We start from the raw sequence: 13,973 nt of genomic DNA, 5'->3' as shown, positions 1-13,973 counted from the left end.
CTTACTTGCGGCCGCTGAGCTGGAGGACCTGCTTGAAGAGGCCCGAGTGGTCGAGGCCGCCGTCGCCCTGGTTGACTGTTGCGGCGACGAGCTGGGCGACGACTGCGCCGAGCGGGACAGCGACGTTGGCTTCGCGGGCTGCGGAGGTGACGATGCCGAGGTCCTTGTGGTGGAGGGCCAGGCGGAAGCCGGGGTCGAAGTTGCGGTCGAGCATCTTCTGACCCTTCTGGTCGAGGACCTTGGAGCCGGCCAAGCCGCCGCCCAGGACCTTCAATGCTGCGTCGGTGTCTACGCCGTAGGCCTCGAGGAAGGCGATGGCCTCGCCGAGGACCTGGATGTTGACGGCTACGATCAGCTGGTTGGCTGCCTTGACGGTCTGGCCGGAGCCGGACGGGCCGACGTGGACGATGGTCTTGCCCACTGCGTTGAGGACATCCTGTGCTGCCTCGAAGTCTGCTGCTTCGCCGCCGACCATGATGGACAGGACGGCGTCGATGGCGCCCTGTTCGCCACCGGAGACGGGAGCGTCGAGCGGGCGGATGCCTGCTGCTACGGCGTCGTCGGAGAGGCGCTTGGCGACATCCGGGCGGATGCTGGATGCATCGATCCAGAGGGTGCCCTTCTTCGCGTTGGCGAAGACTCCGTCCTTGCCGCTGACTACACCCTCAACATCGGGGGAGTCCGGGACCATGGTGATGACGACGTCGGCGTCCTTCACTGCGTCCGCGATGCTCGTGGCACCCTGGCCGCCCTCGGAGACGAGCTTGTCGATCTTGTCCTGGCTGCGGTTGAAACCGGTGACCGTGTGGCCGGCCTTGACGAGGTTGATGGCCATGGGGAGGCCCATGATTCCGAGGCCGATGACTGCAACGTTGCTCATTGTGGTTCTCTTTCTGAAAGTCTTTTTTAGCTCAGGTGTGCTGGATGCTAGTTGGCGTTGGCGCGCTGGCGGATGGCCCAGCTGAAAGCCGATTCCCGCGGTTCCTTGTACTCCAGGCCGATGTAGCCGTCGTAGCCGAGTTCGCGGCTGCGGGCGATCCATTCGCCGAGGGGGAGCGTGCCGGTTCCGGGAGCACCGCGGCCGGGGTTGTCGGCGATCTGGATGTGGCCGAAGTCCTTGGCGTGGTTCTCGATGACGGATTCGACGTCGTCGCCGTTGACTGCCAGGTGGTAGAAGTCGGCGAGGAGCTTGATGTTCTGCGCACCGGATTCTGCCTTGACGCGGGCGATGACCTTGAGTGCGTCTTCGGCGGTGAGGAGCGGGTACTTGGGTGCGCCGCTGACCGGTTCGAGGAGGACGGTGCCGCCGATGCGGGCGACGCCTTCTGCTGCTGCGGCGAGGTTCTTGGCGGCGAGTTCGTCCTGCTCTTCAGGGGTGAACTCGTCCTGGCGGTTGCCGTAGAGGGCGTTGAAGGCCTTGCATCCCAGGCGCTCACCGATGCCGGCTACGACGTCGATGTTGTCCTTGAACTCGGAGCAACGTCCCTTCCAGGAAACCAGGCCGCGGTCGCCGCCGGGCATGTTGCCAGCGTTGAAGTTCAGGCCCGTGAGCTGAACACCGGCGTCCTTGATGGCGGTTTCAAACTCTGTTACTTGTGCGTCGGTGGGGACGGAGGTCTCGAAGGGCCACCAGAACTCGACGGCGTCAAAACCGGCTGCCTTCGCGGCGGCGGGGCGCTCGAGCAAGGGCAGCTCCGTCAGGAGGATGGAGCAGTTCACTGTGTACGTCATCGTAGGTCCTTCCGAGGAGGGGCTTTGATCTATCTTCCGGTTGCTTGGCTGCTGCCTTGGTGCTTGGCGTCAGTTTCCGCTTTGTGGAATTTAGATTCTGCTTTATGAAAAGTTTAGGGAAGGTGGGGGTGCGAGTCAAGGGGGCGGGTGGGGAGGTGGGGGTTTGGGATACCAAGCTGGTGTACTACACGTATGTAGCCGCACTGCTGGCGGGTCTTCGTTTCAGTCGTTCAAAGCACCCTCAGAATCCGCGCCGCGTCTGGGACGGGCGCGAGCACATTAGTTCTGGTCTGTTCAAGAAAGCTGTGGCGCAATTCAAGAAGACACGAAGCGAGGTGCTCGAAGCATTCTCCGCCCAGGCAGGCGAGTCCATCTCTGGGGGCGTCTGGAGGACGTCGGGCGTAATTGCGCTAAAGCCTTCAACCGGCTTGACGGACGGTCCCCCTCCATTGAGGCAGAGGAGCGCGAGGAACTGTTCGCTGCGCTTGCCTCTGTCCCGGACGAGTTCGAGTTAGAGGCTGGTCGTCCTGTCGCGGCCGAGCGGCCCGCCTGCTTGTCGGGAGTAGAGGACGCGCGGGACTGGCGAGCCTTGCGCTGTTTTGGGCATCGGCCCACTGACCAAGAAACTCCACCCGCCAGCCCTGAATCAAGCCCCTCGCGCTGCTCCCCCTGCTGAGGTGCCCAGGCTCTTACACGACATATGCGTTTTTATCGGCTTTCTAGTCATACCGACGTGAGCGCTGGTCTTGGTTTAGTCTCGATCGGGCAGGGCAAGGGTGGTGGCAGAATCGCTCAAATCCTCTGAAGTGACGCCAGCGTCATAACTGTTCCTGAATCATTAGAGCCCCTCAATGAAATCATTGCCGGTTGACTGAAATGATCACCGCTCATGGATTCTGGGGGATGCCTTCGTGGAATGCGCGCAGTCGCCGTGTGCAGCTTCATTGTTCTCCGAAAGGTATCAGCATGACCTCCCCTATTCTGACCAGAACAGGTTGCCGCTAGGTAGGCAAACAACAAATCCAATTAACCCCACACGCCAGAGCAGGCCCAGTCGCTGACCTCGCCGCCGCAGCACTCTGCTCAGCCGCTCGCAACCAGCCTGATAGCCCGCTCGCCGTTACCCTTCCCTGTCGCGGTCACGGCTGGCACGTCGCCCCATCCAAGGGGCATCTTAGGGCGCGTCGATACACTGGTTCCGCCATGGAAGAATTCAATGGTTACTCTCTCACACACTAACGGGCAGCTTTCGGCGCCCGCCGGAAGGAGCTGCGCCCTAGATGGCGGGACGACTCGAACTGACATGGTGGAACAAGGACCGGGCGCTCATTCCAGCTGAGACTGGCAAGTACAGCTACACATGGGTGGACCGCGCAGATCCTCGGGCGTGCCAGACCCACTACCTGATCGACGAGGAACACGTGGGTGACCGCAGTGACGGTGGCGTTCATGACAACCTACTTGTCAGGGGAGAGTCCGGAGATGTTTTGGAGGCTTTGACACGGGTGCCTGAACTCGCCGAGCGTTACGTTCGGAAGGTCAAGTGCGTATATATAGATCCGCCTTTCAACACTGAGAAGTCCTTCTCCCACTACGAGGACAACCTTGAGCATTCGGTCTGGTTGACCATGATGCGAGATCGGTTGACTATGCTCCGCACACTGTTGAGTGATGACGGCTCAATTTGGGTGCATTTGAATTATGACGAGAATCATAGAATGCGGTGCCTTCTCGATGAGGTTTTCGGGGCCGACAAATTCGCAGCAGAGGTTGTGTGGCAAAAGTCCGATTCTCCCCGACGGGGCACCGGGTTTTCGACGGACCAGGACGTCATCCTTGTATACGGAAAAACCGCCGCATTCGCACCGAAGCGCTCTGAGCGTACCGACGAGGACAACGAGCGCTTCACCAATCCAGACAACGATCCGGATGGTCCTTGGTGGGATGACAATCCAACAGCTAATCACGGGGATGGCAAGGGTGGGATGTGCTACGCCATTCAAAACCCAATAACTGGAGAGCTCGTTCGTCCCGGCACCAGCGCAAGCTGGAGGTACAGCCAGGATAGGATCTTAGCCTCGCTAAATGAATGGGCTCCTTATCGGAAGGAGAACCTCCATGACGCTGAGTATCGGGCAAAACATGAGGGTGTGCCCCCTGAGAAAACAAGTGATGACGTGTACGCTCTCGTCCTGGACGTCCCGTTGGAAGAGGCCCGCATAAAAGTCGAAGAAAGACGAGCTGCGGGCAGCTGGCCCGAGATCATCATCCGTCAAGGCGGAACGCTAGGCCGCAAAGCCTATATTCCTCTACAAGGCAGCAACCCGCGCACCTGGTGGACCAACGAAGAAGTTGGCCATAATCGTGAGGCAAAAGCAGAAGTCAAAGCACTCTTCCCAGGCGAACCAGCTTTTCCTACGCCGAAGCCAGAGCGCCTCCTGGCGCGGATTATTCGTGTAGCCACTGAACCCGGAGAAATAGTTCTTGATTGTTTTGGCGGATCGGGAACTACCGCTTCCGTTGCACATAAGCTCGGTCGTCGCTGGGTTACTTGTGAGCTCCTCGACTCCACGGTTGAAAAGCACATCCGTCCTCGGCTGGAAAAGGTTATAGCCGGTACGGATATGGGGGGTGCAACAATTCTAGAAACCCATACAAAAGAGGTTCCGCTGCCTGGCAATACAACGCTCAAGGAGGCCCGAAGTTTCAACCTTGTCTTGGGACGACTACTCAGAATCGCGGCGGAAGAGGGAATCTCCTTTGACCAATCGTCTGTCGAAGCCATGCGTGAATTAACGAGAACGAGGACTATCCGAACCCAAGTCTGGCATGGCGGCGGCGGTTTCGATGTCGCACGTCTGTCTCCGGAATGGGTGGAGGTGGAGACAGATGAATATGGACGTTTAGACATGTTCACTACGCCACAGGCTTCAGGGGATGTTCTGGCACGATCTATTGCTGCCCATCTTCGCTACAGGCTCACGCCCGATGATCCATGGTTCGTTGGAGTCAAAGGCAGAAGTCGCCTCGCCGTCGTGGAAGGAATCCTTACAATGCCGAAGTTGGAAGAACTTCTTTTCAACATCCCCGAGGGTGACACCGGAACGCTCGCCTGCTACGACACTGATCCAGGCGTAGATCGTGAATTAAGACGCCGTTCCCCGGGGAGTCGGATTCTGCTCGTCCCTCACGATCTCTTCAAGTTCAACCCGCAGGAGGCTTAAGGCATGCCGCTTATTGATTACGACGGGCGCCAACTGGCTGACATCGCAGCTCGCTTCGACCTCCGAGATCCAAATAAGATCGGTCTCAGGAAGGTCATACAGGAGCTGGAAACTCAAGAGGACAGCTCTGAGTTGGTGCTCGATATGGCGACAGGGGTAGGAAAGACCTATCTAATGGCCGCTCTTTTGGAGTATGCCGCCGCTCAAGAGGTACGAAACCTACTCGTTGTCCTTCCCGGACGGACCGTAAGGTCCAAGACAATTAACAACTTCACCCCTGGTGCATCAGGCTATATCGAGGGCGGTGAAATCGAGAAGTATCTTGTCACCCCCTTTAATTTTGATGATTCTGAAACAGGTCAGGCTTTGGGCGACGCCGACAGGGTTAAGCTGTTCCTCCTCAACATCGATCTTCTCACCAGCGTAGACACCGACGAATACGTGCCCCCGGGGTCGGCGAAGGCGCGTTCCTTGAAGACTGCCCGCCCTCAGGAAACCCTGGGTGCTTCGCTCTTGAAATACCTGACCGACGCTAAAGATCTTTTCATGGTTTGCGACGAATCCCACTTGTATTCGCCTTCCGCAAAGGTCTACAACGCTGCCCTAAAGCGGCTCCAACCAGCGGCGCGCGTCGGATTGACGGCAACCCCAGCGAAGAACGACAGAGTGGTCTACACCTATACCTTGAGGCAGGCGGTGGATGAAGGACACGTCAAGATCCCAGTTGTAGCGCTTCGACCTGGAGGATACGAGGGAGACCCGGAACGAGGCCAGCTAGCTGACGCCAAGAAGCTTCTCGAGCGCAAGGCATTCGAGTACGCACTGCACAGGTCTCAAAACCCGGAAGCCGCACAGGTTAACCCAATCATGTTGGTCACGTGTCGGGACGTAGAGCATGCAACCCAAATTTCTGAATTGCTACGCAGCTCAAGCTTCTTTGGTTCAGATACGGCGGTCCTACAGGTGGACTCTAAAACTATGTCGGCTTCAGATGAGGCTGCTTTGGAAGCTGTGCAGGAGGCTGAATCACCGGTCCGGGCCGTTGTGCAGGTCGCCATGCTTTCCGAGGGCTGGGATGTACGCAACATCGCAGTCATCGTCCCCCTGCGCGCGCTTGAATCGGGGACCTTAACGCAGCAGATGATCGGTCGCGGGCTACGGCTACCTTTTGGAAGGATAACCAATCGAGAGTGGGTTGATCAGCTGGATATTCTTAGCCACGAATCGATAGAGGCAGCTTTACGCCAACATGGGCTCGACACGGGCAGAGACATGGACGAGGTTAGCGCGGACGCCCAAGATTCCCTAGACATTTCGTCAGAAAGCCGCATCAACCCGCCCGATAGCCCCTTGGACCGAGGTAACAACCAGAGCTTCTCCGTTGTGGGGGACAACCAGCAACTTCTACCGCTTAACCCTACGTCCTCAGAGGGGACCGAGTCAGTGGTGGACGCGGTCGCTGGGATGGGAGGTAGGGTACGGGCGCTGGGTGACCCCGATGAAGTAGAAACTCCTCAACCAGTTTCGGTCAAGCAGGTAAGGAACGGAACTTTCGAGTTCCCGAAGACAACGATGCACTTGGATACTCCAGTCCTCCACCTTGCAAGCATCGACGACCGCGATGTTCGGAACGTCGCACGTGATGTGAAGGATCGATATACCGCCGTTCTTACACGGGAGCGGCTAATTATTAGGGACGACAAAGGGCGGGTAGATCTTGTCCCAGTCACTCAAGCGGACGTCGATGATTTTCCCCAGACTGCGGAAAGCGTCATAGAGAACCTCACGCAAGTTATCCGGTCTATACCTCGAGTTATGTCCGGTCCTAGCCGCCAGGAGAACTTTCCTCAAGCGGAGCACCTAGCCCGGCGGTTTGCCACGTACGCGGGTGGAGAATGGACAGTACGACGTATGAAGTCAGCTGCTGAGAAGTTGCGAGCCCTCGTGTTGCTTGAATCTAGCAAGGTGGCAAATTCGGCATCTGCCAAGCTTGTAATCACCAAGTTACAGCTCCCCAAGCACACCGTCTACCCGCTGGAAATAGGTGAACAGCTCCTGAATCATACAGATGTTACAGAGTCGAACTTTGTTCGTGGCCAGCATTACTCCGGCTGGAACCGCGGTATGTTCGACGCTGCCAGCTTCGACGCATTCCGGACCGAGATGAAGATTGCTCGATTGCTCGACGTCAACGACGACATCCTGTGGTGGAAGCGCCTGTATTTACACGAAGGCGCTTCTATCGAATATGCAACTCGGCAATCTTACTTCCCGGACTTTGTAGCACAAGACCGGGCTGGAATAACGTGGATCATCGAAGGCAAGGACGAACGTGGCAGGACTGATGACAAGGTACAAACGAAACGCAAAGCAGCTGGACAGATGGTAAACATTCTTTCTCAATCCGATGACTGGAAGGGAAGCAACTGGGGCTATGTCATCTGCTACCAAAACGATGTGCAGTCTGCTGGGTCCTGGAGCAACCTTCTGAAGGACTCAGAGGCTGTAGCAACTACGAACTTTTGAGTCGAGGATCGGTCTATAGGTGCCGCCACGTTGACGTTATCTGAAGCGGCTGCAGGGATGATTTGGACACAGTTGAGATCCATCCGACCTTAGTTCAAGTCCCTCCTACCGAGGGGATGAGTCGCCTTCAGGCCATAACGATTGTTCTACAGGCACATTGGCTTGGAAGTCTCGCCCGTCAGCTTCGCTGAAGGCAGTGACGAGGTGTCCCTCTCCTGTACCCATGACTGCACTCAAAGGAAACCGCCCGGTGATGGAGCTTCCCGAATGCTCAACACCGCTCAGATCGAAGTTTTCCTCGGAGCCGTCATGTGGGAAGCAGTAGAAGGAAACTGCTTCCCCGTTAATGAACTCGATTCCTATTCGACTCTGATGGGAGTGATCAGGGGTAGCCATGACAAGACCTACAACGTAAGCTCCCGAGGCGGGAACATTGCCATCGACGTTGAATGTGGCTATTAGCTCGGTATCTTTGGCTGCGAGGCTGACCTGTTTCAGGAATGCGACGAGAGAACTCATGGCTCCATACTGCGTCCTGTTATCGCATCCCGTCCACTATGAGAGTGAGCAACATCGGGAAAGCTGAGACCCAAGCTGCGCTTGCAATCGTCTGTCGCCGGGACTAACTGGCAATTGTGGACTCCAAGCAACGACTGCTGGAACAAAGGCTCGGAGAAGTGGACGGCTCGCTGGAAGGCGGTCGAAGAAGCGAGGCGGACTTGGAGTTACCAGTGCTCCGAGGCATGCCGCGACATTGAACCGCGTGATCTTGGCTCGGTCCAAGGCCGGACGGATGGGCGCGGAGATGGTGCCTGGTCGCGCGTTTGGGATTCGGACGTGAGCGTGCTGGCTCTTGACCTTCCACCCAGCCATCCTATGAAGGCCGTCCGTGCCTGTCTTCGAGGCTTCGGTGAGTGGCACGTACTGCGTCAAACATCGGTTCTGTAGTCGAAGGGCTCGTGTGGCTGGCCACCTTTGGGCTTCATTTGCTTGTGACTTCGGCCGGCTGGTGATGGTTCGAACCGCGGGCGCGTTGTCCCAGCCATGAAAAGCCCACGGATTCGCGGCAAGTCACCTCAGCTCCGATTAGGGAAGAGCGATGTGCAGCACCCTTCGCTCATCTTCAGTAATTGTGGCGCCAGAGGCGAAGACACTATCCGAGATGATGACCGGAGTAGTAACTGAAGGAGTCCAATAGAAGCTACGGACAATAAAATCAAGAAAGACGCCGGGAGAGACGGGGCCCGTTATGGGGATTCTGCAGTTGCTGTACTGCCCAAGTGTCATATGCGACGTTGGATGCAGTATGTTTTGAGATACCCCTTCACGGGCATCAAAATCTAAACGCAGGGCCACCGGATGAACCTGAGGGCCCACGATATCGGAGAAAAGCTGCTCATTGAAATACGTGTCAGGGGCCGTCTGGTATTCGAGCAGGTCAGGCGAAGGAAAGAAGCTGAGTCGGTGTCGAACTATGTTGCTTCCTCGAAACTCATAGTCCATCTGCAACATGGCACCGTCTAGAAAGAGCAAATTGAAGGCTCGGCCTTCGCGAACCTCTGAGTAAAGATTCGCGTAGCTCTTGTACTTCAGTACGGCACTGCCCACGCTTGTTGGCACAGACACGTAATCGATGCCTTGGTGAGTTTTAGCTGTCGGCCAGTTTTGGTCATCGAGCAACCCCGTGGCGACAAGATCCGTGGTGAGGCGATTAATTTCCCGCACAATTTCGCGGGAGTCGAGCTCAGTTGGCATCAGAATTGTTGCCAAGCAGCTTGGACAACCTGGCAAGATCGGAAGGGTCGAGATCCTGTAGGTAGAGACTGCCTCGTTCTAGGTCATCAATTAAACCGCTGATTGATTCCCGACGGCTGTTGATTTGTGTTTCCTCGGCAATGCTTACCTCCCGGTGGACGATCCTCAACTCTTCACGCTCTGCGGCAGTCGGATACTTAAATCGGAGCTTAAAATTCTCTCGCCTTGTCATTTCGAACTCCCTGATCAAGTCATCCATTTTGTCGCCGAAGCCAATCACCCTAACCCATGCCTTGCTCCGGGTGATAGCAGTAAAGAGCCGGTTTCTTACGAGTGCTAAGTTGGGACCGGAAGAGTCACCTTCATGCGCATTTACTATGTAGATCATCCCAGCTTCATTACCCTTGGCACGATATATACCCGTGAAGGTTATGGATTGGGCTCCATGGTTAAAAAATATATCTTGAGACGTATCAACACCAGCAAGATGATTGTTGATACCCATTTTCAGTAGCCGCGCCCTGAGTGGGCTTAGATTGGATCTTGAAGTTCGAGGGTTTGGATTTATAACAATGATGTCTTCATAACGCAGCTCATCCTCATTAATATTTTTGGATATTTCATTTGCAACCCAAGTATCTTGCGCCTCTTGGCTCTTGAAGTTATGAAATTGAATCAAGTCCTCTAGGGGTGAGTGTCTTTCGAGGAATAGCGGGCTCGATTCCTCCGTCCTTCGTAGTGCTACCTGCGTCCCGGCTTGAAGGTTCCCGTCTACAACTTCATAACCGATGTCCTCCCATAGGCGCGGCTGGTCAAACATCTGAACCAGTCCTGTTCCGGCATCTGACGCAGGTCGGCGATATATTCCGAAGCCGAGGGCGTGTGCGGTAACAAGAACAGGCCGAGAATTTCGGTAGCACTTCTCTAGCACGATGTCTCGTCGGGCTCCAATAGTCGTGTCTTCGACATCAAAGTCGACCCGTGGCATTCCACGCTCGTCCAATCCAAAGATTTCTATAGGTGAGGGAAGGCCGGAGCCTGACAGGCTCTGTAGTTCGTCGTACGCGTAGACCAACCTCCTGGGCTCAGTCAAGGAAAAGTAGCAGAGTTTCAGGAAATTCGGAGGTAGATCCTGGGCTTCGTCAACGAGTATGGCGTCATACATCGACTTAGGCGTCTCAGTATTGGCCAGCGCAGCGGTGCAGACACCATCAAAGGCGCTGTCGGCACCATACGCGCGTTTTGCCGACTGAAAGTCCCAGTATTCAATCTTGTTTGCTTCGCAGAATTCGAAGTAGATACCTGAGCGCTCTGGTCCACCTCGGCCGCCCCACGAGTTCACGATCCGTAGGTTATCCCAAATTGGTTCCTCACCGGTCTGCTCGATTACGAAACCTGTAATGAGGCGAGTGAATTGATCCTTGAGCGATCTGGTGTTGAAGGTAACTGCGATGCGCCAGTCCGGATGCTGGGCGTGGAGGTACGCCGCCTTCAAAGCGAGGACGATGGTTTTGCCGGAACCAGCTAGTCCTCGTATTCTTTGGACTCCTTCTATGGTCTCCCGGACGGCGCGATTTTGGATGTTATCCAACGTGGCAATGGAGCTTTCCAAAACCTGCAGCTTTGCGCCCCGAGAAGTTGAGGACTTCACAATCCGAGGGCTCCGAGAACGACGAAGTGATGAAATGTTCTGGATGGCGGAGAGAGTCGCCAAGAAGAGGTCTTCGTCGATCTGTTCCTGGTCAAGCTCCTGTACAACCTGCAGTAAGTCGGTGCCGTCGGTTACGGCATATTCGGAATCCAGTCCGCTGAGCCCAAGCCGTGGCACGCCAGGAGCGAAAGAGATCGCTTCAATGTCGATTCTCAGTCGGTTCTTCTTGGCCAGGTTCTTGTGCTGCAAGAGCTTGGAACTGAGAAGGCGAACGGCGTCGTCCTGCCGGTCTTGGTATGGGCCGAGGTCAGGCCCCTCGATGAGGTCGAAAATGATGAGGCCATACTGCAGCGACAGGTAAAGCGCGTCAACAGAGAATGGACCTGATGATGCTCCCAAAATTGGAAAACCAATCATCAGCTCACCTTCGAGCTGAGGCTGCTCCAAAAAGGATGCCACGAGAGCATCGCTCGCTACGGGCTTGCTGTTAGTACCTCGAACGACATTTACGACCATGCGTGAAATCTTATCTGGTCGAGTGCACCTTGCTTCGGGCACTCGTTTCCACTCCCTGCCAGCCTAACTAGGAGAATCATGCATAAAGATGCACAAAACCTACAGTTGCAAGGGATCCCGGTGCGAGTTCCAGCCGACGATGCGAAGACATTGCTGTTCGACAAAAACCAGACGTGAGCTGCGGAAACGTCGGATTCGTCCGTACGGGCCTCTTGTCCGAAGGCGTGTGAGCGGGATGAACCGGGTGATTAGTGATTTTCCAGCAGAAAGACCTTACCTTCGGGCGGGAGCACCTCGTATCCCAAGATCAGCAGGGGGAGAACCGAACCAAACTCATCGCGGGCGCCCGCGGCAATGGAGACATCGCCCCACCTGCCAACGGTCTTCGTCTCGACTTCGACGGCATTGTCTTCGACTCCTACACGTCTGCGTAAAGCCGAATCTGGCAGAGTCTGACTACCATCGCGTCGTACCCATATGATGCGCATATTAGAAGTTGTCGTCACGAACATCACGGTACGAGATTTCCCAGTTGTAGTCGAGCGCACGTGGTGCTAGGCACCGGAGTTCACGACTCGTGCCAAGAACTTAAGCAAGATACTCTGGTCGTGGATGTCTTAACGACCGGGATCTTCTTACGGCACAGCGCGAGCGGCTGCGGAGTCGTTGAGGACCGGAAGCGTTTTACTCTTGCTCTTCGATTTTGCAGCGATAGAAATCATGGGCGCTGCCTTGTGTGGTAACCACGAGTGCCTCGCCGATGTGGGACAGCCGGGCCAGCGTCTACGGTTACGCCCTAGCCAATCGTCTGAGCAAGGGTGCTCCATGCTTCGGATGGATAACACCCCCGGTACCCCTTTTAGTCAGGACGTGAGCGACACGGACGTGGACGCTGTACCCTCGACTCTTCTAGACGGTTCCTCTGACCGAATCATATTGGACTTGTCCGGATGAATCAGACCAAGAAATCCAAACGTCTTCCTCGACATCATCACCCAGCTTTTCACGAATAAAGTGCGGTAATGAAATACTTTCACCTGGTTCTAATCTTTCCTGTTCTATGGGATGGTTTGCTCCGTGAGCGTGGTAACGGACACGAATGTCAGTTATCGGCTGAATGCCGCGGTAAACTAATCTGCCCATGTTCTTTTGCCAACTGAAAGCCCAGACGAAATTAATTTGCGGGTGTTTTGCTTTTGAGTCAAATCTACCACTGGCTGGATGAAGCAAGTCGAGCCGATCATTGACGTCTACTTCGGCATTAATTAGTGCGTCGACCAAGCTCCTCCGACTGTCAAAGTCGTTATTGAGGTTGATCCAGTTAATACCGTCGATGTCGGAGATGTGACGTGGATGACCAGCGCGGACCATCACTGTGCGCTCGGGTGCTATAGCCCACGCCATACCTGCTTCGAGGAGAACGTTCTGTCTGGGTTGACCCGTCAGCTGCCGCTCGTCTGGTCCATCATGAGGCGCCAAATATTCGTCTTTCAATTTCGCCTCGTCGTCCGGGCTGAACAGGACGATAACTGCTTGGGCAAGTTTGAGGCCGGTGGTTACGATTTCAAGCGTTGTCGGTGAGGGGCGGCCTGTCTTGAAGCGAGCCTCAGTCCAACCTATGGGGGAAGTGTCAATGTAGCGCAGAAAACCTATCAACTGATCGCGTAGAGCAAGGTCCCGGCCGTGCACCACAAAGATTTTCCTTTTGTCTCGGTCAGAACCCACCGTGTTTGCCATTGCGCTCCACCTTGTCTTGTACATATCCATTCAATGGATCGGTCGGACCATATCCGCAGTCGCCCATCTCTTACTTGGGACGTAACATACCTTAGGGACAGGCGTGGCGCCTTCATATGCATGGAGGTGACGTTTATGCCGTCGACAGTCCGTTTTCGGCCGGCCCACTATAAGGCTTGGCGAACGCGGCCGTTCAACGCGTCTCCGAGGCCCGGCAAGCTTCGGATAGTACTTGTTGACGATGAGAAGCTGATCCGGTCTGGCTTCTCCCTGATTCTTCGGATGTCGGAGCAACCGATGCCCGCGCGTAAGAGCAAGCCGCCGTCGTTGCTGCGGACCAAGGGACTGGTGCCTGAAGCAGCAGGGTCCAGGCCGGCTGGGGCTGGTACGACATGGATCTTGTTGCCGCCCCAGGAGACTTGAACTACCCCGGTCAGGGCGATGTTAGCCCGTGACGTCGCGGGCTTGACGCGTATCTATCTGGGCAATGGTTTCGAGAGCTCGACCTAGACCCGGAGTTTGCTGACTTTCACCACGCCGGCTCTGTTCTGCTGATAGCCATTCGCTGTGTGGGGCAGCTGACTCCGGACCTCCGGCAACTCGCATAGACCGCAGGCGCCCGTGGCCAATGCCATCCCGCGAAAGTATCCTTTAACGCGACGCCTCTCGTAAGGCCTCGGTGAATCCGTAAGATTCTGTACCGGGGTTTGTGACTTCCAAGCAAGCTTCCTCATTGTGACTTTCTTAATGTGGATGAGTTCACGCCTTTAGCGAGACATTGGGAGCATGTTCACTCGTGATGACGCCTATTGATTGGCGCGGCCCGAGCCAAT

The 13,973-nt window shown here is 55.9% G+C and carries 9 protein-coding genes; 3 read left to right on the top strand and 6 right to left on the bottom strand.

Features of this window, described 5'->3' with window-relative positions; genetic code table 11:
- Window position 1: 1 nt before the first annotated feature.
- A complete protein-coding gene (locus ABI796_RS16710) occupies window positions 2-1,042 on the bottom strand; it encodes a 2-hydroxy-3-oxopropionate reductase (protein WP_281283966.1) in 1,041 nt (346 codons plus the stop codon).
- Window positions 928-1,731, bottom strand: coding sequence for a hydroxypyruvate isomerase family protein (locus ABI796_RS16705; RefSeq protein ID WP_141280792.1), 804 nt, complete (start codon window positions 1,729-1,731; stop codon window positions 928-930). Before ABI796_RS16705 ends, ABI796_RS16710 begins: the two co-directional genes overlap by 115 nt.
- A 1,280-nt stretch (window positions 1,732-3,011) precedes the next feature.
- Here ABI796_RS16705 and ABI796_RS16700 point away from each other — a divergent pair.
- Together ABI796_RS16700 and ABI796_RS16695 are read left to right on the top strand one after the other, a co-directional pair.
- Window positions 3,012-4,955, top strand: a complete 1,944-nt coding sequence (locus ABI796_RS16700; protein ID WP_141280794.1) for a site-specific DNA-methyltransferase — start codon at window positions 3,012-3,014, stop codon at window positions 4,953-4,955.
- A 3-nt stretch (window positions 4,956-4,958) separates the two neighbouring features.
- Window positions 4,959-7,481 (top strand): DEAD/DEAH box helicase, encoded by a 2,523-nt coding sequence (locus ABI796_RS16695; protein WP_141280796.1) that lies wholly within the window; start codon window positions 4,959-4,961, stop codon window positions 7,479-7,481.
- 105 nt (window positions 7,482-7,586) lie between these two features.
- On the opposite strand, the gene ABI796_RS16690 is transcribed toward ABI796_RS16695, so the two are convergent.
- The 3 genes from ABI796_RS16690 to ABI796_RS16680 form a co-directional block, all read right to left on the bottom strand.
- On the bottom strand, window positions 7,587-8,000 hold the full coding sequence (locus ABI796_RS16690) for a hypothetical protein (RefSeq protein WP_141280798.1): 414 nt from the start codon (window positions 7,998-8,000) through the stop codon (window positions 7,587-7,589).
- Window positions 8,001-8,567: 567 nt separating this feature from the next.
- On the bottom strand, window positions 8,568-9,251 hold the full coding sequence (locus tag ABI796_RS16685) for a DUF2290 domain-containing protein (RefSeq protein WP_141280800.1): 684 nt from the start codon (window positions 9,249-9,251) through the stop codon (window positions 8,568-8,570).
- Window positions 9,226-11,403 (bottom strand): DEAD/DEAH box helicase, encoded by a 2,178-nt coding sequence (locus ABI796_RS16680; protein ID WP_141280802.1) that lies wholly within the window; start codon window positions 11,401-11,403, stop codon window positions 9,226-9,228. Before ABI796_RS16680 ends, ABI796_RS16685 begins: the two co-directional genes overlap by 26 nt.
- Window positions 11,404-11,654: 251 nt before the next feature.
- Here ABI796_RS16680 and ABI796_RS16675 point away from each other — a divergent pair, with 251 nt between their 5' ends.
- A complete protein-coding gene (locus ABI796_RS16675) occupies window positions 11,655-11,837 on the top strand; it encodes a hypothetical protein (protein WP_141280804.1) in 183 nt (60 codons plus the stop codon).
- Window positions 11,838-12,312: 475 nt separating this feature from the next.
- Here the strand turns inward: ABI796_RS16675 and ABI796_RS16670 are convergent, their stop codons facing one another.
- A complete protein-coding gene (locus ABI796_RS16670) occupies window positions 12,313-13,140 on the bottom strand; it encodes a TIR domain-containing protein (protein ID WP_170224842.1) in 828 nt (275 codons plus the stop codon).
- Window positions 13,141-13,973: the final 833 nt, after the last annotated feature.

This window comes from Paenarthrobacter aurescens, from assembly GCF_041549525.1.
Taxonomy (GTDB): Bacteria; Actinomycetota; Actinomycetes; order Actinomycetales; family Micrococcaceae; genus Arthrobacter; species Arthrobacter aurescens.
This window is presented reverse-complemented; position numbering and strand designations above follow the sequence as displayed.